Consider the following 23,562-nt stretch of genomic DNA (forward strand, 5'->3'; position numbering starts at 1 on the left):
CGGGCCTACCATCGAGCCGTGACCGCCCGGAAGAGAACGAGCCTCGACCTGAACCTGCTCACTTCCCTCGACGCTCTGCTCCGGGAACGCGGGGTGAGCCGGGCGGCCGAGCGGGTGGGTCTGAGCCAGCCGGCCATGAGCGCCGCCCTGAGCCGTCTGCGCCGGGAGTTCCAGGACCCGTTGCTCGTGCGCAACGGCAACACGTACCTGCTCACCCCCTTGGCGACCGTGCTGCTGGAGCGTTCGACCGCCGCCTTGGCAAGCGTCGACCGACTCTTCGACACCCGGCCGTCGGTGGACATGTCGTCCAGCACACGTCGCTTTTCCGTCGTGCTCTCCGAATACACACTCGTCTCGGTCGGTGAGCCGGCAGTACGCGAGATGCGACACACTGCTCCCACCGTGAGCTTGGACTTCATCCACATGCGCGGCGAACTCGTGGAGCGTGCCGTGGAGTCGCTTCGCGGCGCTGACGCCCTCGTCGTTCCCCGGGGATATGTCTTCGACCTCCCCAGCCTGGACCTCTTCGTCGACGAATGGGTCTGTGTCGTCGACACTGGGAGCCTTGAGGGCGGGACCGCCGTGACGAAGTCGGATCTGCGTCGTCGGCCCTTCGCGGTCTTCCAGGCAGATCCGCACAGCACCAACACCGCACTGCGAAGTCTCCGCGCCCAGGGACTGGACCCACAGGTCGCTGTCTATGCCGAGAGCTACCTCGCCATGCCCTACTTCGTGACCGGCACCGATCTCGTCGCGCTTTTCCCCGCATCCCTCGCACAGCGAATCCCGAATGACTTCGGGCTATCCGTGCTTCCCTGCCCGATCCCGCTGGCTGCGATGAAACAGGCCCTCTGGTGGCATCCGGTCCACAACGGTGATCCCGAGCACCGGTGGTTCCGGGAGACGTTCCACGCCGTCGCCAGTGGCCTGGACTCACGAAAGGTTCTGGCCGTCGCCGGCGACGAGACCGACCTCAACGACAGACAACCAAGTACGTGACGCTCGACCACGCCGCTGACCACCTTGGCCTGTCCGTCAAGACGATCCGCCGTCGGATCTCGACTGGCGCCCTGCCGCCGTACCGTCCGGATGCCGCTCGATCCGCGTCCAACTCCACGATCTCGAGGCCGCGACCAGCGCGTGAAAGCGCTCGGTCGGGCTGGCCCGGTGGTCGAGGCCCTTGCTACCCGTCCTTCGGGATGCGACCCATCAGGTAGAACTCATGGTTGGGCATCAGGCCGCCCCAGTGGACCAGGCGATTGCTCATCGCGAAGAACGCGGTGATGGCACCGACGTCGTAGACGTCCTCCTCCGTCAGCCCGTACGCACGCAGCCCGTCGAGATCGGCGTCGACGATCTCCCATGGCCGCGTCGCCAGCTTCACCGCCACCGCGATGATGGCGTACTGCCGCTCGTCCAGGTCGGCCTTGCGCCAGTCGGTGGCGAGCTGGTCGGAGATGTAGGGGTTCTTGGCGCGGATGCGGGCGATCGCGCCGTGTGCGACGACGCAGTACAAGCAGCCGTTCTCGGCGCTGGTCGCGACCACGATCATCTCGCGGTCCGCCTTCGACAGGGCCGGTGTCTCCCGGTCCATGAGGGAGTCGTGGAAGTCGAAGAATGCCCGCATCTGCTCGGGCCGTTGCGCAATACCGCGGAAGACGTTCGGGATGAATCCCGACTTCTCACCGACCGCGATCACGCGCTCACGCAGGTCCACTGGGAGGTCCTCCACGTCGACGACGGGAAAGCGCCTCAGCACAGACGGGTCCATCCGGTCAGCCATTCGGTCCTCCTGTCAGTACACCAACGGGACCCAGTCAATACGACGCCACCGCGGGCGACGGCGAGCCACCGCGGGCGATGGAGCTCACGCCCGCTGCGCAGAGCAGAGCCCCCGCTGCGCAGAGCAGAGCCCGCGGTGCACGGAGCGACCTGTGTGGAGCGTCAGGGTCCCGAGTGCGTCGAGGGATCGAGGAAGGCGTCGCCATGGGCTCTTTTTCAAGCGTCGCCGACACGTCGTCGAGAGCTCCTCCACGGCCGAGTAAGGCCGCGTGTGCGACTGATCCACAATCGAGCGTCGAAATGCTCGAATCGCCCATTCCGGATACGAGGCCCCGGCCGGGACCTAGCGTCTTGAGGTGTGCTCGCCGAACAAGTCATCGCCCGCGGACGAATCCGCCCCTCTTCATCGTGTCCCTCACCGCGATGAGCACCGAAGCATCTCGGCAGAAGTTCACGTCTCACCCGCTGTACTTCGACATCCTTGCCGACGACGAACAGGCGGAGGTCCGCGCCCTTCTCGCCCGACACCTCGTCGGCGGCACCGTTCCGACTTCACACGTCATCGACTCCGCCATCAGCGCCGTCCTTGCGCGGCGGACTTGGTCCCGACACTTCCGGGACGGCCACCGATCAGCGAGCGCCTGAGCGGCTGAGGGCAATGGGGCGCCCGTCGACGGCCTGCCAGCAGGCCGCACCCTGCCCCGCTCCACATGGCAGCCGCCGCAACGGGCTACCGGAGCGGCATGAACGGTCACGAGGGCGTTGACCCGTCGGAGCTGCTGGACATCTTCGATGACCTGGAGGGCAGTCTCGTTTGCCGGGTCTGCGGTGCGTTGGTGCCTGCGGATGAGCGTTACACCCGGATTCATTGGGATTGGCACGAGGCCTCGAACGGGGCGTGATCATCGGCGGCCGGCACGGCCGCGCCGCTCAGGCGCCCTGACCCAGAGGCTCGATCTCGCCGCGGTCGACGAGCTGCTCGAGGGCCGCCGAGCAGCCGGCCTGCCAGCGGCCGCGCTGGTCTTGGAACGAGACCACCGCTTCACCGGTGCAGGTTTCTGCGCCGGGCTCGCCGGCCCGGTGGTGTGAGCATCGGCCCGCGGCCGCGGGCGTGCCGGGTTCGTAAAGATCGGGATCATAGGCGTACGACGGACTCATGCGACCACCGTCCTCTCAGAACATCGATCGTCCCACCTCAGCGGTCGACTGAGGGCGGGAGCGGTCATCCAGCGGTTCCGGGTTTCGCTCGCGGATGCTGTCCGGATTGTCGCCACCGCGGTGTCAGTCGCCGGGCCATTCGCCGGTCCATCGTTGGAAGAGTCGGGCGCCGCCGCGATTGATCAGTGCGCGTACGGCGGAGAAGATGGCGCCCTGGATGACCGCGGCGAGCAGGATCTGCCGAAGCCGGTATTCAGACTCCAGCGGTTTAGGAGCGTCGTCGCTGCTCGTGGGCACCAGATGCTTCCAGACCTGCTGGAAGATCTGGCCGGCGACGAGCCCACCGATGAGGCTGCCCACCAGCCCCCAGGGTCGGTAGAGAATCTTGGCTGGCTTGCTGGCCGGTTGTTCGCGTCGCATGGGAGGCCTTCCTTCGATGTGTCTTTGCTCGGTGGCCGTCCACCTGGCCGAGTCGCGGCAAGCGCCACGGTGATGAACGGCGTCGGTGTGCCTGTTGCTCGCGGGAGTGCGGGTACTAGCCATCGCCACCCCGGCTGCGGCGCAGCCTGCGGCCGCGCTCGATGTCCTTCCGCCGCTTCTTCGCGGCCTTGTCGCTGACACGGGTGTCGCGCGCCGGCAACTGCAGTTCCCTCTCAGCCGGCAGACCGGCCTGAAGCTGGCGGCCGCGCTCAAGCTCGGCGTCGAGTTCGGCGCCAAAGAGAAGCGCGAGGTTGGTGATCCAGAGCCACAACAGGAAGACGATGACGCCGGCCAGGGAGCCGTAGGTCTTGTTGTAGGAGGAGAAGTTGGCGACGTAGAACCCAAAGGCCACCGAGGCGAGAATCCACACCACGATCGCCAGGATCGCTCCGATGCTGATCCAGCGGAACTTGGGTTGCTGCACGTTCGGGGCCGCGTAGTAGAGCAGCGCCACGATCACGACAACAACGACGAGCAGGACCGGCCACTTCGCGATGTCCCACACCGTGACCGCGGTCGATCCAAGCCCGATGGCGTTGCCGACCGCGCGAGCGGCCGGGCCGGTCAGGACCAGGCCGATCGCGACGAGGGCGGTGAGGAGGACGGTGACGAGAGTGAGCACCAGCATCAGGGGCCGCAACTTCCAGATCGGACGGCCCTCCTCGATCTGGTAGATGCGGTTCATCGCCCGTGCGAAGGCGCCGACATACCCGGAGGCCGACCACAACGCCGCAGCGAGACCGATGACGAGGGCGAAGCCGGCACCACCACCGTTGGCCAACTGGGTCAAGGTGGGACGCAGGGTGTGAGCGGCGGAGGATGCCCCCACGTCAGTAAGGATCTGCAGCAGCGTGTTGACGGTGCTTTGTGCCTGCCCGACCAGACCCACCAGCGAGAGCAGAGCGACGGCCGCGGGGAACAGCGCGAGTACCGCGTAATAGGTCAACGCAGCAGCCAGGTCGGTGCACTGATCGGCCGAGAACTCACGCAGCGTCGTTCGCGCGACGTAGAGCCACGACGGCTTCGTGATATCGCCCGGCGAATCCGGCTTCATCTCGCCGTCAGCGTCAGGGACATCGCCCCTCGCGGCATCGCCACGGTCGCGGCCGTCGCGTGCGGACCGCCGACTCATCGATGCGTCCGACGCCAGATCACGACCGCGACCACGCCGCTCAGTCCGATCAAGCCGACGCCGGCGGCCACCGCGCCGAGCGGTGCCGCAGCGGTGGACCGGCCGTGCCCGTCGCTCAGGTGCCCTACGCCCCGGTCCCTGGCGTGACCGGCACCGACGACCACCCGCTGCCGCAGTCTCATGGCGGCCTGCCTCAGCTGGGACTTCTTGGCCTGGAGAGCCTCCCGGCTCCGGGTCTTCACATCGAGCCGCGCCGTGAGTTGATCCACCGTGTGGGCAAGCTCCTGGCGCGTCTCGTGCAAGTCGGCCTCGAGGGCCTGCACCGCCGGATCAGGCACGGCATCCTCGTTCTGCTTGTCGCCCGCGACATCGGCGCGCTCGCGTCCCTCGGCCCCACCGGGGAACCGGTCCTCCGTCGTCACTGGATGCTCCCTTCGCCGTGGGCGTTCGCACCGGACGCCTGGTCGTGGTGCTTGACCGCATCTACATCGCGCTTGAGGTTCTCCGTGACCCGTTCGGGGCCCAAGGGCGTGGCGCGGGCCACCTGCTTCTTGCCGAAGAGCGCCATCCCAGCCGCCGCAGCCAGCAGCACGAACGCCACGATCAGCGCGGCGAGCCACGCATCGAGAATCAGGGTCAGCGCGAGGACGACGACCGCGATGAGCACCCCCACGCCGTACAGCGCCACTACTCCGGCCGCACCGAAGGCGCCGAGCCCGACGCCGGCGCGCCTGCCCTTCTGAGTAAATTCGAGGCGCGCCAACTCCAGCTCGCCCCGAACCAGACTGGTGACCTCCTGCGACAGGCGCGAGACCAGCTCGCCGGTGGAGGCGCTATCCGAGGTCGCCTCCGCCGCCGCCTCACCGGGGCCGGGGGCAGCGCCGTCGAGCCCACCCATGCCCGCCGTCATGAGAGCGTCCCCGAATCCGGCGTCGGCCCGGCTGCCCCCGGGGCGTGTTCATTGATCGCGTCTCGGACCGAGTTCTGGGCCTTACCAGCCGCCTCCTGAACGCGTGGGTCCTGCCACCAGCCCTGCGCCTTCGCGACGATCACGTCATAGCGCTCGCGTCCGGCACGTGCCCCCACGACGTAGCCAATCCCAAACGCGGCCAGCATCATCGATTTCTTGACCATCGGGCATCCCTCTCTTCGGACATCCCCGGCGGTAACCGGCAGACTTACACCGTAAACAGCAGGCGTCACCTGGGCGGCAGGCGTCGCGGTCGAGGGGAGCCTCGGGCATGCGGACGGCGCCCTATCCTTTCCCTGAAGGAGGCGCTCATGTCCGCAGGCGACGACGCTCAGGAAGATCCGCCGGAGGACCGGCCCGGACAGCACCCCGACCCAGCGGCTGGCTCGCCAGCGAGCCCGGAGACCGCCGCAATCGATGCCGATGCCGAGGTGGTCCGAGGTCGCCAGCCTCCGTCTCAACGAGTCACGCTGGACCGGGATCGGATCGTCATCGCCGCCCTGACGTTCATCGATCAGTACGGGCTGCCGGGCCTCTCGATGCGACGCCTAGGCAGCATGCTCGATGTCGAAGCGATGTCGCTCTACCGCTACGTGCCCGGCCGTGAGCACCTCCTGGACGCGGTCGTCGAACGCATCATCGACGAGATGCGGGAGGACCCCGACGTCCTCGACCTTCCCGAGCACGGCTGGCAGGATTTCCTCCAAAGATTGGCGCACGGTGTCCGCCGCGTCGCACTGGCCCATCCCAAGGCATTCCCACTCGTCGCGTCACGCCCACCCGAAGCGCCGTGGCTGCGTCCGCCGCTGCGGAGCCTGACCTGGGTCGAGACGTTCCTGGTCGGTCTCAACAGCGAAGGCTTCAGCGACCTCGCGGCCGTGGCGGCATATCGCGCCTTCACCAGCTTCCTGCTGGGTCATCTGCTGCTCGAGGTCGCCGCCCTGGGCGCCGACGTAGGCCCTCTCGACGTCGTCGACGACGACCTGGACAAGTCGCTCGCTCCCTACCCCACGGTCCAACGCCTCCACGCGCCCCTGCGCGAGGACCATTCCGCCGCCGAGTTCGAGGAGTCCCTGGAGAACCTCCTCGAACGCCTCGCGCTCATCAAGGCCGAGAACTAACCACGTTCCTGCGTGGATTGTCCGTGCGGCCACCGGTCGGACGCGTGGTCAGGACGCCTGTCCCAGGCTTGCGGCACAGAGCGGTCTCGAGGATGCCGTCAGCCGAGCTCGAAACGGTCCGCGTCCATGACCTTGACCCACGCGGCCACGAAGTCGTTGATGAACTTGTCCATGGCGTCAGCGCTGGCGTATACCTCCGAGAGCGCACGCAACTCCGAGTTCGACCCAAAGATCAGGTCGACGGCAGTGGCGGTCCACTTCAAGTCGCCGGTGGAGTAGTCACGAATCTCGTAGACGTCGTCCTCGGTCTCGGAGGCCTTCCACGTGGTGCCGGGCGCAAGGAGGTTGACGAAGAAGTCGTTTGTCAGCACACCGGGACGCTCAGTGAGCACACCATGGTGCGCACCGCCGACATTGGTGCCCAAGGCACGCATGCCGCCGACCAGCACCGTCATCTCCGGCGGGGTCAGGTCGAGCATGTAGGCGCGGTCAACGAGCAACTGCTCCGAGGGCATCTTCTCGTCGGGACGCAGGTAGTTGCGGAAGCCGTCGGCGCGCGGCTCGAGTACCTCGAACGAGTCCACGTCGGTCTGATCCTGGGTCGCGTCCGTGCGGCCCGGATGGAACGGCACGGTGACCTCGACACCGGCGTCCTTGGCGGCCCTCTCGACAGCTGCGCTCCCACCGAGGACGATCAAGTCCGCGAGTGAGATCTTCTTCCCGCCGGTCTGGGCCGCGTTGAACTCGACCTGGATCTCCTCGAGCCTCGTCAGCACGGTCGCGAGCCGGTCAGGCTCGTTGACCGCCCAGCCCCTTTGCGGCTCCAGACGGATGCGGGCGCCGTTGGCTCCGCCGCGCTTGTCGGTGGACCGGAAGCTTGCGGCCGAGGCCCAGGCAGTCGTGGCGAGTTGGGAGACAGAGAGGCCACAGTCGAGCAGCCTGGCCTTGAGAGCCGCGATGTCGGTGTCGCCGACGAGTTCGTGGTCGACCGGCGGGACCGGGTCCTGCCACAGCTGAGGCTCGGGCACCCACGGACCGAGGTACCGCGTGACGGGGCCCATGTCACGGTGGAGCAGTTTGTACCACGCCTTGGCGAAGGCGAGTGCGAACTCATCAGGGTTCTCCATGAACCGGCGCGAGATCATCTCGTACGTCGGGTCCATCCGTAGCGCAAGGTCGGTGGTCAGCATGCTCGGCTTTCGCTTCGGCGAGTCCGGCGTCGGGCCGGGGACAATGGTCTCGGCGTCCTTCGCGACCCACTGCTTGGCACCGGCTGGGCTCTCGGTGAGCTCCCACTCGTAGCCGAAGAGGATCTCGAAGAACCGATTGCTCCACTCGGTTGGCCGGTCAGACCAGGTGACCTCCAGGCCGCTGGTGATCGCGTCAGCGCCCTTGCCCGAGTTGTAGGTCGACATCCAGCCCAGGCCCTGTGCCTCGATCGGCGCAGCCTCCGGCTCAGCACCGACGTACTCCGGCGCCGGAGCAGCGCCGTGGGTCTTGCCGAAGGTGTGACCTCCGGCGATGAGCGCGACGGTCTCCTCGTCGTTCATCGCCATCCGGGCGAAGGTCTCGCGGATGAAATGGGCCGCGCGGACAGGGTCCGGCTGCCCCTGCGGACCCTCGGGGTTGACGTAGATGAGGCCCATTTCGGTCGCCCCGAGCTCGGACACCATCTCGGTCTCACCGACGTAGCGCTCGGGCCCGACCCAGTTGTCCTCCGGACCCCAGTAGACCTCCTCCGGCTCCCACACGTCCTCGCGACCGAAGCCGAAGCCGAACGTCTTGAAGCCCATCGACTCCATCGCGACGTTGCCGGCGAGCACCAGCAGGTCCGCCCAGGAGATCTTCTGGCCGTACTTCTGCTTCACCGGCCACAGCAGGCGGCGGGCCTTGTCGAGGTTGGCGTTGTCGGGCCAACTGTTGAGCGGGGCGAAGCGCTGGCCCCCATCACCGGCTCCACCACGGCCGTCGAAGATGCGGTAGGTACCCGCGGAATGCCAGCTCATCCGGATCATCAGCCCGCCGTAGTGGCCGAAGTCGGCGGGCCACCAGTCCTGCGACGTGGTCAGCACCTCGATGACGTCCTGCTTGAGCGCTTCGACGTCGAGCTTCTTGAACTCCTCGGCATAGCTGAACCCTGTGCCGAGTGGGCTGCTCTTCGTGGAATGTGCGCGCAGCACCGAGAGATCCAGCCGGTTCGGCCACCAATCCTTCAGAATGCGCGGCTGGCTTGTCCTCGGCGTAGGCGAGGGCATCCCCGGGTTCTCGCTCTCGCTGACGCTGGCCGTGTCGTGGTGTGCGGCTGGGCAGCCGAGTTGGTTCTCTGACATGGTGCCACCTTTCGGGACGGGTCGATCAGCAACGAGGAGGAGCCGAGCACGCGCGGCAGGGGAGACGGCTTGGCCACCGACCAGCGGGCGGGTCGGAGTTGCCCCTCGCGGGGCGGTCAACGCAAGGCATCTGCGAGTTCGACGAGGTCGGTCGCCACGACGTCCGGCGGTATGAAGTAGTTCGGATAGCGGGCTCCGTTGCGGTTCAGCCAACCGGTCCGGAGACCGGCCCGAGCAGCTCCGTCGATGTCCCAGGGATGTACCGCCACCAACATCGCGTCTGCGGCGGACACGCCACAGGCGTCGAGCGCGTGCGCATACGAAGCCGGATGTGGCTTCCAGGGCGCCGCGTCCTCGACGCTCATCAGCGTTTCGAACGCATCCTCGAGGCCGGCGCGCTCGACCAAGCCACGGGCGAGGGCGGCCGACCCGTTGCTGAGCGTCACCAGGCGTACACCGAGCTCTTGCAGGGCGTGGACGCCGTCGACGACGTCGCTCTGCACGCTCAACGAGGCGAAGGCCCTCATCACCTCGTCCACCGACGATTCCACATCCGGCGCGACGTCGGAGACGGGATGGGACTCTCCCGCACCACCCGCGGCCAGTCGAACCCGCAAAGCCTCAGACGCGAGGTCGGCGAACCGGGGCCTCACACCGACCACCGTCAGCGCAAAGCCGTCGCGCAGAACGCCGGCGAACCATGGCTCCACCGCGCTGCGCGTGAGGCCGATGCGTTCGAAGCTGCCAGCGAGCGGACCCAAGTCAGACAGAGTCTCGTTGACGTCGAAGATCACCATCGCCGGCGTCCCGGTCGCTGTGTGGCCGGTCTCTCCCGATTCGCTCATGTGCTCATCGCTCTCGACACGCGTGGGTGGTCCGGCGGCCTCAGCGCTCCACGAGCTTCGCGAAGGTGCTGTCCTCCCCGCTCGCCTTCTTCTCCTGGTAGAGCAGCGCGAGGCCGTTGTTGTCGAAGGTCGTGAACCACTCTTCCCAGCTGATGTGCTCGAGCTGGTCCTCGCCGGCGCCGCCCGGGAAGTCGATGCGGAGCACGCCGGTGCCCGCCCCGCTTCCCTCAGTGCCGCGAACGCGTGCCGGTGAGCCGTCGTGCTCGTCCACCCACCGGCGGATCTCGTCGTGATCGATGGTCGTGTGGGTCTCCGAGGCCATCGTCGCCTCCCTCTGCTCGACTGCGTATCAACTGCTTGGTACCCCGCTGCGACCGCCTCGTCACCCGATTCAGCCCCGGAGCCGGCGGAGAAGGTCACCCTGGTCGAGGATGTCGAGTGCGAGTGTGCGATATCCGACCTCGTCGAAGAGCACCGTCAGCCGGTCGTCCTCGACGTCCGTGACGACGCCGTCGCCGAACTCCTGGTGCCGGACGCGGGCCTGGACCGGGAAGTCTGCGTTGGACTCGTCGGCGGGCTCGGGGGCCAGCCCCGAGCGACAGTTGTCGCAGACATCGCACCGCATCGGCGAGGGCTCACCGAAGTAGCCGAGCAGGAACTCGGCTCGGCAGCGCTCGGTCTCGGCATAGCTGCGCATCATCTCGACTCGCGAACGCTCGAGGTTGCGATGCGCCTCCGCGAATTCGGCCGCGGCCTCGATCGGATCCTCTCCAGGGCGAGCCTCACGGGCCAAGGTCAGGAGGTTCAGGATGGTGCCGGTCTTGCGCCGTCCGAGCCCTGACCGCTCGGCGACGACGCGCGGCTCGACGGCTCCGTCACTGGTGGCCTCCAGCACGGCGCGCACGTCGCTACGCCGGGGCACTGCGGGCGAGAAGAACCGCCCAAGAGACAGATCCTCAGGACGGTAGATGAGCAGGCCGCTCGCAGGGGCACCGTCGCGGCCTGCGCGTCCAACTTCCTGGTAGTAGGTGTCGGGCGACTCCGGCACCTGGGCATGCACGACCATCCTGACATCAGGCTTGTCGATGCCCATCCCGAAGGCGGAGGTGGCCACGATCGTGTCGACCTCGCCGGCGAGGAACTCCTCATGGGCGGCCTCGCGCTTCCGTCGTCCCAACCCGGCGTGATAGAGAGCGGTACGCCGGCCGGCCGCCTCGAGCAGGGCCGCGTACTCCTTCGCCGCTGGACGTGTCCGGCAATAGACGATCACGGAGCCGGCGGTGCGCTGCACCGCATCGTGCACCGCTGCGCGCTGGTCCTCGACGGTGGCGCACCGCAGGACCGTGAGCGCCACGTTCGGTCGTGCGAATCCGGTGACGATCGTCCTCGCGTCGCGGAGCCGCAGACGATCGTGGATGTCGTCGCGCACCGGGGGTGCGGCGGTCGCGGTCATCGCGATCAGCCGCGGTCGCTCCTCCCCCGTGACCAGGCCGTCAATGAGGTCGCCGAGGCGGAAGTAGTCGGGGCGAAAGTCATGGCCCCAGGCCGAGACGCAGTGTGCCTCGTCCACGACGACCAACCGGGGGCGTAGCTGTGCCACCTCTCCACGAACGCCCTCGTTGGCGAGTTGCTCCGGCGCGAGGAAGAGATAGTCAAGCTCCCCCGCAGCCGCTCGCCGGAACGCGTCATCACGCTCCGACGCAGTCTCGGCCGAGCTCAACCGAGCGGCGTGCAGGCCCCTGCCGCCCAGCGTGATCCCCTCGATCTGGTCCTTCTGCAACGCCAGGATCGGAGAGACGACGAGAGTGAGCCCCTTCACCAGCACTCCGGCGACCTGATAGACGAGCGACTTCCCCGCGCCGGTCGGCGCGACGAGAAGCACGTCGTACCCCTCAAGCAGCGCTGTGGTTGCCTCTTCCTGTCCTGGGAGCAGCTCGTCGTGTCCGAAACGGTTGCGGGCGACATCCCGCACGCGGGCCTGATCGTCAGGCATGGGCCGTCTCATCCCGCGCCGACCGCGGGACGTAGGCCACGGTCGAGACGGCCCGACGACCCCGCGCCGTCCATCCGTCGCGCCGCCCGGACGAAGAGGTTCATCGCGTCAGCGTCCGTGCCAGAAGACGTCGAAACCTCAGGAGGACGCCCTGGGCCGCGGACCCCGACGGGGCGTGCTCGTCCGATGTGATGCTTGCGCTGAGGGTCATGTCGTCCTTCTACTCGAAACCTTCGGCCGGAATCTCCCGATGCGGTGCCGGCGGTACCCGCGCGGTGGGATGGCCAGACACGTCGACTGCCTCTGTGTGCGGCCGCTCCTGTCTTCGGCGCATCGCTTCACTTGGATTCACGCGTCGCTGCACGGCCGCCTGTCACCAACGTGATGGCTGGGTACAGCTCATGCCGTGAGCAGCCGCGAGTACGTCGCACTGGGTACGTCGTCGCAGGTCCCGACCCGCGAACGGGCTCATCACGGCGGACTGCTGCGGTGGGACAACGAGCTGGTGCTCCTCGATCCCGGCGAGGGCACGCAACGTCAGCTCACTTTGGCCGGGGTAACGGCCGGCATCACCCGGATCGTGCATCACGCACCTGCACGGCGACCACTGTCTCGGCCTTCCCGGCGTACTCCAGCGGATGGCGCTCGACGGGGTCGCCCGGCCAGTCGACCTTTACTACCCCGCGTCGGGTCAGGAGTACGTCGACCGGCTCCGGCGGGCCAGCGTGTTCTACGAAGCCGTCGATGTCCGCGAACACCCCGTGGCCAGTGACGGCGCGGTGGACGCGTGGCCCGGCGTCGAATTGCGAGCCGCCGCTCTTGACCACCGAGTGGAGACGTATGGGTGGCGGCTACAGGAGCCCGACGGCCGGCGGATGCTGCCCGACAAGCGTGCTGAGCGATGAGCAAGCCCTCGCGGAGCAGGCGACTGACCCGGTCGGTTCTCGCTCACCTTGCACACGCCCATGGCCACCTCACGGCCGCGCAGGCGGCGCAACTGGCAGAGTGATCGGGTTCTCGCCGCTTGGTGCTGACGCACTTCTCCCAACGGCACCGCGACGAACGGGCCTTCGCCCAGGAGGCACGTCAGCACTTCTCCGATGTCTACGCTGTGCGGGATCTCGACCGCGTGACGGTTCCCCAGAGAATCCAATGACACGGTACTCACCGCCGAGGGTGGGACGACGCCGCCGAAGAGGCAACCGTCGTCCGCGACTGGTCGTTGTCTCTCCACGCAGGTTGGGTACGAGATCGGCTGCGACATGCCGCCGAGTCGGCGGCCGTAGCCGGGCTCCCGCACGGACCGCCTAAAGGGACTCCAAGTCATGCGCGGTCCTATAACGGTTCAGCCGATCACGACTTGCTTGGTAGGCGTCCCACACCGCGACCTGCGACCCGTTCATCTCGGCGGGCACGTGCTCGCGGTCGCCGTTCCGGTCGGGGCGCACCTCATCCCAAGCCATCTGAGCACTGAGGAAGTCCTCGAGCAGTTGCTTGTGTTCAGGAGTGTCGCGCGGGTCGGGGTCCATGACGTAGACGCTACGCCGTGCCGGCGTGGAGAGGTGGCATGAGCTGCCGCCAGCCGATGCACCGCCATCAGGACGGGCAACCGCGCGCACAGCGGTGCCCTCACGGCCACGAGCGCGTCCGTTTCAGCCCACTACGGCGCGCCCTGCGGACTGCCGGTCGCGAGATCACACTTATAGGGGGCAGTGCGGTCCGGGCACCGGCGACGCCACCGCGGACCAGCGGACGCCAGTCGACCACGGATGAAAATTGATCCTCACCGAGTCCGGGATGCAGGCGACGAGGCGAGGGCCCGACTGTCGCGGCAGACTCACTCTGCTGTTGTCGGTCGTGCTTCCTCACGCCACACGTTCCACGCGCGTGCGGTCTGTCCGCCCACGCTCCGGGCAGCAGTCGACGCCTCGCCGGAGCTGAGATAGCGAGGCGTACCCAACGCGAGGGCTTGGAGCTGGGTACGGGCATTGACTTCGGTGTAGACCGCTCGATAGACGGCTTCGGGCAGGGATGCACCGACGGCGACCGAGCCGTGACCACGCATCAGGATGACCGCATCATCCCCGAGTGCTTCCGCCAGTGACGCCCCAAGGGAGGACGACGTGATGAGCAGGTCGCTCGCGTCCCCGGCGTGATCGCTTATCTCGAAGACCGCTGTGCCGCTCGTGGGCAGGAATCCCGCCATGTGAATGATGGGGAGGAGCGGCGTGCTCGTTACACCCAACGGGATGACTGAGGCGGAGTGGCTGTGCACTATGGCCATCACGTCGGGCCTACGTCGATAGATCTCAGCATGGATGAAGCGTTCGAGGTAGAGGGAGCGCTCGGCTGACGTCGTCGCTTCGAGGTCATGGACAAGCAGATCCGATGCGGTGACAGAGCCGGGCGCGAGATTTCCTGAGAGCAGGAATCGGTCCATCCCCGGCGCAACGCGGGAACTGACGTGTCCGAACGCGTCGAGCACTCCTTGACGTACGAGGATGCGATTAGCGGCCACCAGGTCGTCGCGCAGCGCGTTGAGCTCATCGGAGGCGACACCGCTACCTGTCGCTGCGCCCGGAGCCGCTTCGCCGCGATCCGGACTGTTCGCGTTCCCGGGAGTCATGTGTCGTCGTCCCTTCTCTCTCGCGCCGGATGTCGTCGTGGTCAGGGTCCCGAGGTCGGGCCCACCAGTATCGGGCCGCGCCGAGTGGGCGGATGCATGGGCTCGAAGATGCGGTTCGGTAGCGTCGCTCGGGTATCGCTCCCTGCGTCGACGGCCGAGGAGCCGAGATAGTGGTTGCTGACGTCGGGGTCGGTGAGAAGTGCCGCCGCGCTGTCGCTGCGAACGAGGACGCCGTTCTCGAGGATCGCGCCGCGTTGGGAGACGCCCAGTGCAGCGGTCGCGTTCTGCTCTGCGAGCAGGACACCCATGCCGTCGTCGGTGAGGCGGGTGAGGACGGAGAGGATCTGCGTGACGATCTGGGGGGCGAGTCCAAGAGAGGGTTCGTCGAGCAGTAGGAAGGCGGGGCGGCGTACGAGCGCCCGCGCGATTGCGAGCATCTGCTGCTGACCGCCGGAGAGCAGTCCTGCCGCCCGGTCAGCGAAGTCCTGGAGGATCGGGAACAACTCGAAGGCCTGGTCCAGCCGTCCCTTCCGCTCCGCGCCGCGAAGGCCTGTACCGTGCAGGCCGAGCTCGAGGTTTTGACCGACTGTGAGGTCGGTGAAGACCTGGCGGCCAGCCGGGACCAAGGAGATCCCACGACGCGTGCGCTCGGCGGCATCGAGCGACGTCACGTCGGTGCCGTTGAACAGCACTTTTCCGGTCACCGCCCGGTGCAGGCCCGCGGTGCTATGGAGCAGGGTCGACTTGCCGGCTCCGTTCGCACCGAGCAGCGCCACCACCTCGCCCGGCGCGACCTGAAGGTCAATAGAGCGCAGGGCCGCCACGCGGCTGTAGTGCGCACCGAGGCCGTTCAGTTCGATCATGACGCCACTCCCAGATATGCCTTGCGCACGGCGGCGTCCTCGCGGACCTCGTTCGGGAGGCCCTCGGCGATGACGCGTCCGGCATCCATCACGGTGATGCGGTCGCTGATGGCAAGCACGAGCGACATGTTGTGCTCGATCAGCACGAGCGATACTCCGCCCGCACGGACCGCGTCGAGCACATCCGCGAGCTCGCGGGTCTCGCTGTCGTCCAGGCCGGCGGCCGGCTCATCGAGCAGCAGCAGCTTCGGTGCAGCCGCGAGGCCACGGGCCACCTCGACGAGCCGCTGGGCGCCCGCGGGCAGATCCTGGGCCGGCGTGTCGGCGAAGTGACGGAGGTCGAGGAAGTCGACCAGCTCGTCGGCGCGAACGACCAGCTCACACTCCTCGCGCCGGGTCCTCGGCAGCCGGAGGGCGTCGGAGAAGAACCGAGCTCGGGTGAAGCGGTAGGCGCCGAGCATGACGTTCTGTCGCACTGTCAGCGTCGGCACCAGCCGGGCGGACTGGAATGTCCGCATCAGGCCGAGCGACGGCAGCTCGCGGGGTGACATACCGGTCAGCTGGTGGCCGCAGAACTCCACCGAGCCTTCGTCGGGTCGGGTGAAGCCGGTGACCAGGTCGAGCAGGGTGGTCTTGCCGGCGCCGTTCGGGCCGATGACGGCGCGGATCGTGCCCTCGTCGACCTCGAGATCGACGGACTGGACGGCGGCGACTCCGCCGTAGCTGCGGGAGATCCCGCGTACCGTGAGCAGTGCACTCATCTCTGATCTCCTCTCGCATTCGGTTGGCTGCAGGTGCCGTCGTACGGAGTCCTCATCGCCCGGCCCCCTGGGCTACCGCATGCCGACTGACGCGGCGCCACGCCGAGGCGACGCCGTCACGGACGGCGCCCCACAAGCCGGCCGGGAAGTAGGTCATGACCGCGATCAGCACCAGGCCCGCGACCAGCGGCTCCCAGTTGCTGAAGGTCTGCCCGACCTGCGGCAGACCCTGGATGACCAGCGCCCCGATCAGCGGGCCGATGACACTGCGGGAGCCACCGACGGCCACCATGATCACAATGCTGAAGGCCACGGTCACGGTGACGACGTCCGGGGAGAAGAACCGCAGATAGAAGGCGTAGAGGCTTCCGGCCAGCGAGGCGGTCACCGCCGAGATAGCAAAGGCTGTCGCCTTGTAGCGCGAGGCGCGGATGCCGAGCATGCCGGCCGCGACGGAGTCGTTGCCAACCGCTGCGAGCGCCCGACCGGTCTGGGAGTTGCGTAGGTTGCTGGTGATCCAGGCGGCGATTGCACCCAGCACGACGAGGACATAGAAGTTCGCCTGGTCGGAGAAGACGGCGTAAGAGCCGAGGTGGAGGCTGGGGATGCCGACAAGCCCGGACGGGCCGTCGGTCAGAGAGATCCAGGCCGTGCTCAGGGACGCCGTCGCGACCGCGAGACCGAGCGTGGCCAGGGCGAAGTAGTAGCCGCGCAGGCGCAGGAAGCCTGCACCGAAGACGAGGGCGAGGAGACCGCTGAAGGCTGCAAGGACGAGTGCCGCCACCGCCGTTGGCCAGTGCCAGTCCATGGTGAGGAAACCGGCGCCGTACCCGCCGATCGCCATGAACATGGTCTGGCCGAGCGAGACCTGGCCGGCCTGGCCGATGAGGGGCGTCAGGCCGATCGTCGCCAGGTAGAAGATCCCGACCGTGACGAGCAGGCTCATCTGGGTGGGCACGAGGTAGGGCAGCGCGATGGCGATCGCGATGCCGACGACCCCGAGGAGGAGTCGGGCCGGCCGGGTGCGCACACCCGTGGGCCTGCCCGCGGACTCGACGGGCATGGGCAGTCGAGCGCTGGTCATCGGCGAACCCTTTCCGGAGTTCCGAACAGGCCCTGGGGACGCAGGAGGAGGACCGCAACCAGCAGCGCGATGGCCGCGAGCTGCGCCAGGTCGGCGTTCCAGTAGCGCCCGAAGACCCCCTGGAGCAGACCGAGGAGCAGACCGCCGACGACGGCACCGGCATTGCTCCCCAGGCCGCCGACGACGGCCGCGATGAAGCCTGCTACGGCGTACGGCGTGACGGTGGTGAACTGGAGGAACGTGATCGGGATGATCGTCGCGCCCGCCAGCGCGGCCATCGCCCCTGCGAGGGCGAAGGCCATCAGCCTCATCCGGTCGACCCGGATGCCCTGCAGCCGCGCCGCGCTGGGATTGGACGCCGTGGCCCGCATCGCCAGCCCGAGCTCGGTCTTGTTGAGCAGGAGCCAGAGACCGAGGACGCAGACCACGAGCGCGCCCGCGAGCCAGAAGTACTGGGTCGGGATCCGCACGCCGCCCCAGTCGAGCGGGTCAGAGCCCGTAAAGGCTGGCATGGTGTAGGGCAGGTTGCCCCACCCCAGGAGCAGCAGGCCGCCGACCGCCTGGAGCATGCCGACGGTCGTGAGCAGCAGCCGGTCGGGTGTGGCGCGCTTCGCCGCCGGGCGCACGATGACGACGTCGACCGCGGCGAGGCCGACTGCGAAGATCACCACGACGATCGGGACGACCGCGAGCGGGCTGATCCCCAGCGACTCCTGGAGCGAGACCGCGCTGAGCGCGGCCAGGACCACGAACCCGCCCTGGGCGAGGCTGATGATCCGACTGATGGAGTAGACCACCGACATACCGAGGGCGATTAGCGCGTAGACACAGCCGTCGGCGAGCCCTCCGAGGACGACCTGGACAAGGTCAGTCATCCCTCTCCACCTCCTGCATACTCGAATCCGTGCGTCGTCGCCTTGACGATCGCCACGTCCTTCTCGGTCAGACCGCGATGGTCGTCTCCGGAGAATGAGTAGGTCCCGACGACACCGGGGAAGTCGGTGATGTGCTCGAGCTCCGTCCTCGCCATGACCGGGTCGCCTTGCGAGCGACGCAGCGCCTCAGCGACGAGCCGCACGCCGTCGTACGCCACGCCGGGACCGAAGTCGGGCTGCTCGCCGTGTGCGGCGACGTAGCCCTGGTGATAGGTCGCCTCGAGATCGCGGATCTTCGGGTCCGAGTACGCCGAGGGCGCCCAGAAATCACGCGTCGCGGGAATCAGCAGCGGATCGGGGAGGAATGCCTTGATCCGCTTGATGAAGTCGTAGGTGAGGTTGCCGTCGGTGGTGGCCACCGGTACATCGAGGCCGACCTGCCCCAGTCCCTTGAAGGCGACCCCGGCGCCGGCACCGGTGGCCCAGACGATGAGGGCCTGCGGCCTCGCTTGCGCGATGCGGCTGAGCTGCGAGGTCACCGAGACGGCGTCCGGCGTGAAGGTCGCACTGCCAACCAGCTTCATGCCTGGCTCCTCGGCCACCGCCTCCTTCGCAGACTCCGCGCCGTCGGCGCCGGACGCGTCGGTGGTCGAGAGCAGCCCGAGGCGGGTGATCCCGCGCGCCTTCCAGTAGGCGACAAGCTGGCTGGCCAGATCTTTGGTCGCCGCGCTAGCCGACCACTGGTACCCAGCCGGCTTGAGACCAGGCGAGAGGCAGTAGTCGACCACCTTGGCGCTCCCGGCCAGCGCCGCGATCGCCTTGCACGGGCCCGAGGTCGAGGGGCCGACGATCGCATCGACGCGACCGAGCATCTTGCGGACCTGCAGCACCGCCTGCGACGGACTGCTCTGATCGTCGGCGGTGACTAGCCTGACCTGCTTCCCGTTGACGCCACCGGCTCTGTTGATCGCTTGGACGGCCAGCTGCGCCCCACGTAGTTCGCCGACGCCCAACTGACTGCCGGGCCCGGTCTGGCTGGCGATCAGCCCGATGGTGTAGGCGCCATCGTCAGCGGCGCTCTGCGCGGCACATCCCGAGAGCGCCAGAACGGCCGCCGCGCCGAGCAAACCGAGGTGCCGCGCCAGCAGAGCGGGCCGTCGCGCGGTCGTGGCACTCATCAGCATCTTTTCCTCTCTGAAGAAGTGCCCTCTGTTCTACAGTGATGCTCACCACACGTCAAGGGTCTCTGTAGAGGCTTTGCCGACCGGATCCGGGCACGCCAGAGCGTGCCCGGAGGCAGCACGAGGGGCCAGCACACGCCGCGCGTGTGCTGGCCTGCGGCGTGATCAGTGCAGGGTCGCCTCGAGCTCGACGACGGCCTCGTGGGCCATGCCGGCGAGCTCCTTGCGCCGCTTCGCGTTGATCCTGTTGATCGGGATCGAGATGTTGATCGCGGCCAGCACGGGCGCACCGTGTACGGCGACCGCGACCGAGCAGACGCTCTCCTCGCTCTCCTCGTTACTGAACGCGTAGCCGCGCCGGCGTACGCCCTCTAGCTCGGCGATCAGCTCGGATCGCGTGCCCACGGAGTTGGGGGTCATTCGGAGCAGCTCCTCCTCCGGGTAGAGGACCTTGAGGTGCTCGTCGTCCATCGTGGCGAGCATGGCCTTGCCGGTCGAGGTGCAGTGCGCCGGCATCGACCTGCCGGCCCTCGAGCTGACCCGGACGGCCTTCGGGCTCTCGATCGACTCCAGGAAGGTCACGGTCGTGCCTTCGAGCGTGCCGAGATGGACGGTCTCGCCGGACCTCTCATTGAGGCGCTCCAGTGCCGGCCTCGCCTGCTCGCGGATATCGAGGCGACGCAGTAGCGCGAAGGCGATCCGGTCGAGGGATGGACCGGCCTCATAGGCCCGCGTCGACGGGTTCTGCCGAACGAAGCCCCGATACTGCAGCATCGCCAGCAGGCGATGGGCGGTGGAGGACGCGACGCCCAGATACTGGCTGGCCTCGGTCAGCCGCAGTGAGCGCTGCGCGCTGAGCAGCCAGAGCAGCCGCAGCGCGTTGTCCACCGACTCGATCGGATATTGCGGCGAGGCGGTGTGCTCGGGAGCGGGCGGGAAGGCCTCGGCAGCGGCTGTCACGTCAGCACTCTATCGAGGCCCGGCACGGGGAAGCGTCATCTCCGTCAGAGCGGCGACAGGCATGAGTTCTGTCTTCCAGAGGGTCGCACGTCGCTCAGGCGTCTTCCTCGAGTCGAGCAAGCTCGTGGCGCCACGCCGTTCCGGTGTTGAAGCCGGCACCGAGATCCGGGAGCTCGGCCATGTCCTCCGCGGCAAGGTCGGCCAGCGTTCCGCCGGCGCAGCGAATCCGGAGCGAGAGCCGGGCGATCGCGTCGACGCTCGCCGCTTGGAGCACGGCCTGCTCGACCGTCTGCGCGGCGCTGGTGAGCCCGTGGCCGCGCAGGACGACCACGGGTCGCGCTCCCATCGCCGCGGCCATCTCGGCGCCGAGGGCGTCGTTGCGGACCAGCACGCCGCGCGGGTAGACGGGGACGCCACCGGCCGCAAGTCGCGCGCCGGGGATGTCGAAGGCTCCGACGATCGGCCTGATCGCAATCCCGGCCAGGTCGGCGGCCACGACGTCCGGTGGGTGGGCGTGGACCACGGCCTCGACGTCGGGCTGGGCGCGAAGGACAGCACTGTGGAGCGGCAGCTCGTTCGGCACCTGATAGCCCTCGAGCTCACCCTCGCCAGCCGGTACGCCGTCGAGCCCCACCAGCCGGATGTCCTCCGGCGTGGTCCAGGCGAGGCCGCGCTCGCGCGGGCCGCGGCAGCGCACGAGGATCGAGGCGTCGTCGACCCGGAGGCTGATATGGCCCAGGATCCCGTCGGCCAGTCCGCGGGCGGCGAGGACGCGGCACGCCGACGCGATCAGCTCACGCTCTGCCGGATAGGAGGCGCTCATGCGCCCTCCATGTCCCGGACCGGCCGGGGTGCGGCGGGCTCGAGCTTCGCGAGCACGTCGTCGTAGGTGCTGCCCGCCGCCATCGCCTTGCGCGTGGTGATCAGCGCCTTCGGCCAGTTGGCGACCGCGGCGCCGAGCAGAGAGCCGCCCGGTCCGGCGTACAGCACGGCGAAGCACCCCGAGGCGACATCACCGAGCAGCGTGTCGGCGACGGCTCCCTCGTGATGGCCGACGACCTGGATTTTCCAGTCGTACTGATCGGACCAGACGTAGTCGATCGCGTGGTAAGGGCGCGGCGAGTCCGGCGCCACGATGGTGCGCGCGACGCAGAGCGCCTGGTCGACCGCATTGGTCCAGTGCTCGACGCGGATCAGCTCGTCCGTGGTGGCGTCACGCCAGCGGCAGACGTCGCCGACGGCGTACACGCCCGGGGCGCCCTCGGCGCGGAGGTACTGGTCGCAGACCAGACCGTCCTCGACGGCGAGGCCGGAGGAGGCCAGCCACGTGGTGTTCGGGTCGGCGCCGATCCCGACCACGACCGCGCCCGCCGACAGCGCCGTGCCGTCACTGAGGCGCACCGTGAACGAGCCACGTTCCCCGTCGATGCCCTCGACTCCCGTCCCGAAGTGGGGCTGGACGCCGTGGTCCTGGTGCAGGCCGAGAAAGATCCGCCCCACCGACTCCTCGAACCCCCGGCTCATGGGCGTGGGCAGCGGGTCGACGAGGTGGACCTCGAGACCGAGGTCGCGCGCAGTCGCGGCGACTTCGGCGCCGATGAACCCGCTGCCCACTACGACGATCGTCCCCCCGTTGTCGAGGTCGGCGCGGAGCCGACGGGCGTCCGCGAGCGTGCGCACGACGTGCACGCCCGGACACCGGCCCCAAGGGGAGGGTCTCGCGTCGGCGCCGGTGGCGACAACGACGTTGTCGTACGCGATCCGGGTGTCGTCGGCGAGCTGGATCTGGCGCAGCGCCGGGTCGAGCGCGGTGACCTCAGCGCCGAGGACGAGCTCGAGGTCGAGCTCCTCGGCGGCCTCGCGGGTGAGCAGCCGAATCGAGTCGGCGTCGCTGGTGCCCTTCAGCAGGGCCTTGGACAACGGCGGCTTGTTATAGGGCAGCTCGGTCTCCCGCTCAAGCAGCACGATCTCACCGTCGTACCCCTCGGATCGGAGCGCCTGCGCGGTGCGCACTCCTCCGACCGAGGCGCCGACGATGACGGTGCGGCTCATTCGTCCTCCACACGCAGCGCCGACACGGGGCAGCTGCGCGCGGCTTCCTCGACGCGGGCGCGATCTCTCTCCTCGACGGTCGTCCTCAGGACAACGACCACTCCGTCGTCGTCGATGTCGAAGACGTCGTCAGCTGCGAGGACGCAGTTGGCGTAGCCCTGGCACGCGTCCAGATCTGCCACGATCTTGGCCATCGGTTCTCTCCTTCGGGTGGATGGCGGATGGGTCCGTCAGCGCTTCACCGCGATGCCGCCGTCGGGGTGGACGACGTCACCGGTGATGCCGCGGGCGCGCTCGGAGGCGAGGAACACATAGCCCCAGGCGTGGTCCTCGCCGCTGAGCGCCACGCCGAGCGGGACACGAGCGGCGAGCTCCTGCTCCCGCCCGGGGGTGTCGTCGAGGCGCCTCCCGTTGAGACCGAGGCTGTTGAGCCCGCGCAGGTCGGTATTGAGGGTGCCGCCCGGCGCGACGCCGTTGACCCGGATGCTCCGCCCCGCAAGCTCGTAAGCCAACGAGGTGACGGCGCCTCGGACCGCGAACTTCGACGGGACGTAGAGAATCCCGCCCCGTCCCGGGTAGTAGGCCGAGGTGGACTCGGTGAGGACGATCGACCCTCCGCTGGCCCGCTCGAGCGCCGGCAGTGCCGCCTTGACCGACATGAGGTGGGACTTGACGTTGATGCTGAACATCTCGTCGAACGCCTTGTCCAGCGCATCCGCGTCGATCTCGGTGATGCCCTTGTAGAAGTCGAAGATCCCGACGCAGTTGACCAGCACGTCGAGGCCACCGAAGGCGTCCACCGTGGCCGCGACCGCCTCCTCGTTGGCGGCGAAGGTGGTCGCGTCGCCGGCGACCACCGGCATGCCCGGATAGGTCTCCCGGATCGCCGCACACTTGTCCTCGGAGAGCTCCAGGACCGCGACCTGCGCGCCCTCCTCGAGGAACGCGTCCACCACCGCCCGGCCGATCCCAGAGCCGGCGCCGACGACGAGGGCACGGCGGCCCTCCAACCAGCCGCTCATGCCTCTTCCCCCGCGTCGTCGTCGGAGATCAGCGGCGCGAGGGGATGGCCGACCAACGCGGAGAGGGTCGCGGCGTTCTGCCACGTGATCGACTCCAGCTCGAGCGGGTCGAGGGTGATCCACTGCCCGGACTTCGGCGAGTCGATCAACAGTCGGGAGCCGTTGCGCGTCTCGACGCGCACGACCCGGATCTCGGAAAACTCGTTGGCGATGACGATCGGCTCGCCGACCGCGTGCTCCAGGAACCCTGCGCGCTGCTGCGCCGCGGTGATGGCGGCCTCACGGTCCTTGGACTCGCCCTCCCATTCCAGCTTCGACATCGCAGGC

The 23,562-nt window shown here is 68.3% G+C and carries 27 protein-coding genes; 3 read left to right on the forward strand and 24 right to left on the reverse strand.

The annotated features are described in order from the left end of the window. Window positions 1–18: 18 nt before the first annotated feature. Window positions 19–999, forward strand: a complete 981-nt coding sequence (locus AB3X52_RS08730) for a LysR family transcriptional regulator (RefSeq protein WP_367993340.1) — start codon at window positions 19–21, stop codon at window positions 997–999. 184 nt (window positions 1,000–1,183) lie between these two features. Here AB3X52_RS08730 and AB3X52_RS08735 read toward each other — a convergent pair whose 3' ends face one another. The 7 genes from AB3X52_RS08735 to AB3X52_RS08765 all read right to left on the reverse strand — a co-directional run bounded on the left by AB3X52_RS08735 (window position 1,184) and on the right by AB3X52_RS08765 (window position 5,686). Beyond that, window positions 1,184–1,783: a peroxidase-related enzyme gene (locus AB3X52_RS08735; RefSeq protein ID WP_367993341.1), complete on the reverse strand. Its 600-nt coding sequence runs from the start codon at window positions 1,781–1,783 to the stop codon at window positions 1,184–1,186. Window positions 1,784–2,712: 929 nt separating this feature from the next. Then, window positions 2,713–2,940, reverse strand: coding sequence for a hypothetical protein (locus AB3X52_RS08740; RefSeq protein WP_367993344.1), 228 nt, complete (start codon window positions 2,938–2,940; stop codon window positions 2,713–2,715). Window positions 2,941–3,063: 123 nt separating this feature from the next. Continuing rightward, complete coding sequence (locus AB3X52_RS08745) at window positions 3,064–3,360, reverse strand: DUF4235 domain-containing protein (protein ID WP_367993346.1); 297 nt, start codon at window positions 3,358–3,360, stop codon at window positions 3,064–3,066. 115 nt (window positions 3,361–3,475) lie between these two features. Then, complete coding sequence (locus AB3X52_RS08750) at window positions 3,476–4,474, reverse strand: YihY/virulence factor BrkB family protein (protein ID WP_367993348.1); 999 nt, start codon at window positions 4,472–4,474, stop codon at window positions 3,476–3,478. 74 nt (window positions 4,475–4,548) lie between these two features. Next, window positions 4,549–4,974: a DUF3618 domain-containing protein gene (locus tag AB3X52_RS08755; RefSeq protein WP_367993349.1), complete on the reverse strand. Its 426-nt coding sequence runs from the start codon at window positions 4,972–4,974 to the stop codon at window positions 4,549–4,551. After that, window positions 4,971–5,450: a phage holin family protein gene (locus tag AB3X52_RS08760; protein WP_367993351.1), complete on the reverse strand. Its 480-nt coding sequence runs from the start codon at window positions 5,448–5,450 to the stop codon at window positions 4,971–4,973. Before AB3X52_RS08760 ends, AB3X52_RS08755 begins: the two co-directional genes overlap by 4 nt. 8 nt (window positions 5,451–5,458) lie before the next feature. Beyond that, entirely contained in the window at window positions 5,459–5,686 is a 228-nt protein-coding gene (locus AB3X52_RS08765; RefSeq protein WP_367993353.1) for a hypothetical protein, read from the reverse strand. 393 nt (window positions 5,687–6,079) lie between these two features. Between AB3X52_RS08765 and AB3X52_RS08770 the strand changes: the two genes are divergently transcribed. Next, window positions 6,080–6,643 carry a TetR/AcrR family transcriptional regulator C-terminal domain-containing protein gene (locus tag AB3X52_RS08770; RefSeq protein WP_367993355.1) on the forward strand — a complete coding sequence of 188 codons (564 nt, stop codon included), beginning with the start codon at window positions 6,080–6,082 and terminating at the stop codon, window positions 6,641–6,643. A gap of 98 nt (window positions 6,644–6,741) precedes the next feature. On the opposite strand, the gene katG is transcribed toward AB3X52_RS08770, so the two are convergent. The 4 genes from katG to AB3X52_RS08790 all read right to left on the reverse strand — a co-directional run bounded on the left by katG (window position 6,742) and on the right by AB3X52_RS08790 (window position 11,811). Next, window positions 6,742–8,898 carry a catalase/peroxidase HPI gene (katG, locus tag AB3X52_RS08775; RefSeq protein ID WP_367993483.1) on the reverse strand — a complete coding sequence of 719 codons (2,157 nt, stop codon included), beginning with the start codon at window positions 8,896–8,898 and terminating at the stop codon, window positions 6,742–6,744. 191 nt (window positions 8,899–9,089) lie between these two features. Further along, entirely contained in the window at window positions 9,090–9,818 is a 729-nt protein-coding gene (locus AB3X52_RS08780) for a haloacid dehalogenase type II (protein WP_367993357.1), read from the reverse strand. Window positions 9,819–9,858: 40 nt separating this feature from the next. After that, window positions 9,859–10,140 carry a hypothetical protein gene (locus tag AB3X52_RS08785; protein WP_367993359.1) on the reverse strand — a complete coding sequence of 94 codons (282 nt, stop codon included), beginning with the start codon at window positions 10,138–10,140 and terminating at the stop codon, window positions 9,859–9,861. A 69-nt stretch (window positions 10,141–10,209) separates the two neighbouring features. After that, window positions 10,210–11,811 carry a RecQ family ATP-dependent DNA helicase gene (locus AB3X52_RS08790; RefSeq protein ID WP_367993361.1) on the reverse strand — a complete coding sequence of 534 codons (1,602 nt, stop codon included), beginning with the start codon at window positions 11,809–11,811 and terminating at the stop codon, window positions 10,210–10,212. 638 nt (window positions 11,812–12,449) lie between these two features. On the opposite strand from AB3X52_RS08790, the gene AB3X52_RS08795 reads away from it, so the two are divergent. Then, window positions 12,450–12,716, forward strand: coding sequence for a hypothetical protein (locus AB3X52_RS08795; RefSeq protein WP_367993363.1), 267 nt, complete (start codon window positions 12,450–12,452; stop codon window positions 12,714–12,716). 402 nt (window positions 12,717–13,118) lie between these two features. On the opposite strand, the gene AB3X52_RS08800 is transcribed toward AB3X52_RS08795, so the two are convergent. From AB3X52_RS08800 to AB3X52_RS08860, 13 genes are all read right to left on the reverse strand, one after another. Then, entirely contained in the window at window positions 13,119–13,340 is a 222-nt protein-coding gene (locus tag AB3X52_RS08800; RefSeq protein ID WP_367993365.1) for a hypothetical protein, read from the reverse strand. Between the two features lie 308 nt (window positions 13,341–13,648). After that, a complete protein-coding gene (locus tag AB3X52_RS08805) occupies window positions 13,649–14,437 on the reverse strand; it encodes a class II aldolase/adducin family protein (protein ID WP_367993367.1) in 789 nt (262 codons plus the stop codon). 41 nt (window positions 14,438–14,478) lie between these two features. Then, window positions 14,479–15,300, reverse strand: a complete 822-nt coding sequence (locus tag AB3X52_RS08810; RefSeq protein WP_367993369.1) for an ABC transporter ATP-binding protein — start codon at window positions 15,298–15,300, stop codon at window positions 14,479–14,481. Beyond that, window positions 15,297–16,061: an ABC transporter ATP-binding protein gene (locus AB3X52_RS08815; protein WP_367993371.1), complete on the reverse strand. Its 765-nt coding sequence runs from the start codon at window positions 16,059–16,061 to the stop codon at window positions 15,297–15,299. Before AB3X52_RS08815 ends, AB3X52_RS08810 begins: the two co-directional genes overlap by 4 nt. 52 nt (window positions 16,062–16,113) lie before the next feature. Continuing rightward, window positions 16,114–17,145 (reverse strand): branched-chain amino acid ABC transporter permease, encoded by a 1,032-nt coding sequence (locus AB3X52_RS08820; RefSeq protein WP_367993373.1) that lies wholly within the window; start codon window positions 17,143–17,145, stop codon window positions 16,114–16,116. Then, window positions 17,142–18,020 carry a branched-chain amino acid ABC transporter permease gene (locus AB3X52_RS08825; protein WP_367993375.1) on the reverse strand — a complete coding sequence of 293 codons (879 nt, stop codon included), beginning with the start codon at window positions 18,018–18,020 and terminating at the stop codon, window positions 17,142–17,144. The genes AB3X52_RS08820 and AB3X52_RS08825 overlap by 4 nt, the downstream gene beginning before the upstream one ends. Next, window positions 18,017–19,198: an ABC transporter substrate-binding protein gene (locus AB3X52_RS08830; RefSeq protein WP_367993377.1), complete on the reverse strand. Its 1,182-nt coding sequence runs from the start codon at window positions 19,196–19,198 to the stop codon at window positions 18,017–18,019. Before AB3X52_RS08830 ends, AB3X52_RS08825 begins: the two co-directional genes overlap by 4 nt. 168 nt (window positions 19,199–19,366) lie before the next feature. After that, a complete protein-coding gene (locus AB3X52_RS08835) occupies window positions 19,367–20,161 on the reverse strand; it encodes an IclR family transcriptional regulator (protein ID WP_367993379.1) in 795 nt (264 codons plus the stop codon). Between the two features lie 94 nt (window positions 20,162–20,255). Next, a complete protein-coding gene (gene phtC, locus AB3X52_RS08840; RefSeq protein ID WP_367993382.1) occupies window positions 20,256–20,984 on the reverse strand; it encodes a 3,4-dihydroxyphthalate decarboxylase in 729 nt (242 codons plus the stop codon). Beyond that, window positions 20,981–22,213, reverse strand: coding sequence for an NAD(P)/FAD-dependent oxidoreductase (locus tag AB3X52_RS08845; protein ID WP_367993384.1), 1,233 nt, complete (start codon window positions 22,211–22,213; stop codon window positions 20,981–20,983). Before AB3X52_RS08845 ends, phtC begins: the two co-directional genes overlap by 4 nt. Next, window positions 22,210–22,407: a ferredoxin gene (locus tag AB3X52_RS08850; RefSeq protein ID WP_367993386.1), complete on the reverse strand. Its 198-nt coding sequence runs from the start codon at window positions 22,405–22,407 to the stop codon at window positions 22,210–22,212. Before AB3X52_RS08850 ends, AB3X52_RS08845 begins: the two co-directional genes overlap by 4 nt. A 36-nt stretch (window positions 22,408–22,443) precedes the next feature. Next, complete coding sequence (hcaB, locus tag AB3X52_RS08855; RefSeq protein ID WP_367993388.1) at window positions 22,444–23,235, reverse strand: 3-(cis-5,6-dihydroxycyclohexa-1,3-dien-1-yl)propanoate dehydrogenase; 792 nt, start codon at window positions 23,233–23,235, stop codon at window positions 22,444–22,446. Continuing rightward, a complete protein-coding gene (locus tag AB3X52_RS08860) occupies window positions 23,232–23,555 on the reverse strand; it encodes a hypothetical protein (protein WP_367993390.1) in 324 nt (107 codons plus the stop codon). The genes hcaB and AB3X52_RS08860 overlap by 4 nt, the downstream gene beginning before the upstream one ends. Window positions 23,556–23,562 lie beyond the last annotated feature (7 nt).

This window comes from Nocardioides eburneus, assembly GCF_040838215.1.
Lineage (GTDB): Bacteria > Actinomycetota > Actinomycetes > Propionibacteriales > Nocardioidaceae > Nocardioides > Nocardioides eburneus.